At 23.8% G+C, this 1,461-nt stretch carries 1 protein-coding gene; it reads right to left on the bottom strand.

Annotation, left to right across the window (positions count from 1 at the left end; genetic code table 11):
* Positions 1-2: 2 nt before the first annotated feature.
* Positions 3-1,461 (bottom strand): leucine-rich repeat domain-containing protein (locus B0E44_RS00075; protein WP_174565117.1); only part of this gene is annotated, 1,459 nt, incomplete at its 5' end.

The raw sequence follows: 1,461 nt of genomic DNA, 5'->3' as shown, positions 1-1,461 counted from the left end.
GTTTAATTGTTATTTTTACAAATTAAGTCATATTCGTTATATGCAATATAATTTTTACTAATTGTAACATCCTTTTCTAGTTCATCTTTAATTTTAAACCAATTTAATGGATATTGTACCAATAAGTCATTTTGATTAAGAATAGTTTTTATTAATTCAGATTTAAATTCATCAAAACCATAACTGTCCTTACAAGATAATAAAAAGGGAGTGCTTAATTTTGGATAAGTTTTCCTTAACTCGAAGAAGTTTTTATTATTATGAGAATCTTTGTCTTTAGAATCTTTCCAATTATAAACAATTAGTACTTCTGAATCTTTACCTAGTTTATCTATTTGTTCTAACCAATACATCGCGTTAGCATCATTTCTTGGATCTAATAATAATATATATATAACTTTTTCTGTTAAAAAAAATTGATGCAGTGAATGTTGGATATGTTGACCACCAAAGTCCCATAGATTTACTTTTATTTTTTCTTGATTTTTATTTATTACCTCATTCCAAGATTTCTTATTGATACCATGTGTAGTTGTTTCTGCTGTAAAAGGTAAGCCAACTATTTTCTTCATTAAGCTTGTTTTACCAAGCCCCCCATCTCCAACAAAAATTAATTTACATTCATTTAATGCTTTTAAACCATATTTTTTTGCATCTTCAAAATATTGTGAAACTATATCATTTCCTTGTTCAATAACTTCTACAGGAGGAATTGTTGCAATATTATTGGAAATAAAAACACCATTTTCACTATCATACTGTTTTTCAGTTTCAGATATAATATTAATCGTTTTGATATGTTGTTCTAAAGGTCTAAAATCGGATATTAGGTTGTTTTCTAAAACTAAAAGGGTTAATTGCGTTAGATTTTTTAGGATATTTATTTCTGAAATTTTATTTCTATCTAAAAATAAAATTTCAAGACCTAATAAATTTTTGATGGGTGTTATGTCTGAAATTTGATTTTCACTTAAATCTAAATGCACTAATTGAGTTAATTTTTTTAGAGGACTAATATCTCTAATTTGGTTAGACCAAATATTTAGTACAGTTATATTTTTTAAATTTTTTAATGCAGTTATGTCTGAAATTTGATTATCGCTTAATGATAAAGTTTCGAGTAATAATAAATTTTTTAATGATGAAATATCTGAAACATAGGTGCTTCTTAAATCTAATTTTATTAATTGTTTTAAATTTTTTAATGAATCAATTTTAGATATTAGATTGTCTGATAAGGATAAAGTAGTAATAGTCGTTAAATCAGCTAAATCATCAATATTAGTAATTTCGTTTTCAATTAAATACAGATTAGTGATTGAAGATAAATTCTTTAATGAAGAAATTGAATTAATACTATTGCCATTAAGATCTAAAGTAGTTATTCTTATTAAGTTACTTAAAGTAGAAATATCTACTATATTGTTATGACTTAAAATTAATTCATTAATATTTATTAAC

The sequence above is a fragment of the Flavobacterium sp. A45 genome (assembly GCF_002001005.1).
Classification (GTDB): domain Bacteria; phylum Bacteroidota; class Bacteroidia; order Flavobacteriales; family Flavobacteriaceae; genus Flavobacterium.
The sequence above is the reverse complement of the archived record's forward strand: the minus strand, read 5'-3'. Positions and strand labels throughout refer to the sequence as shown.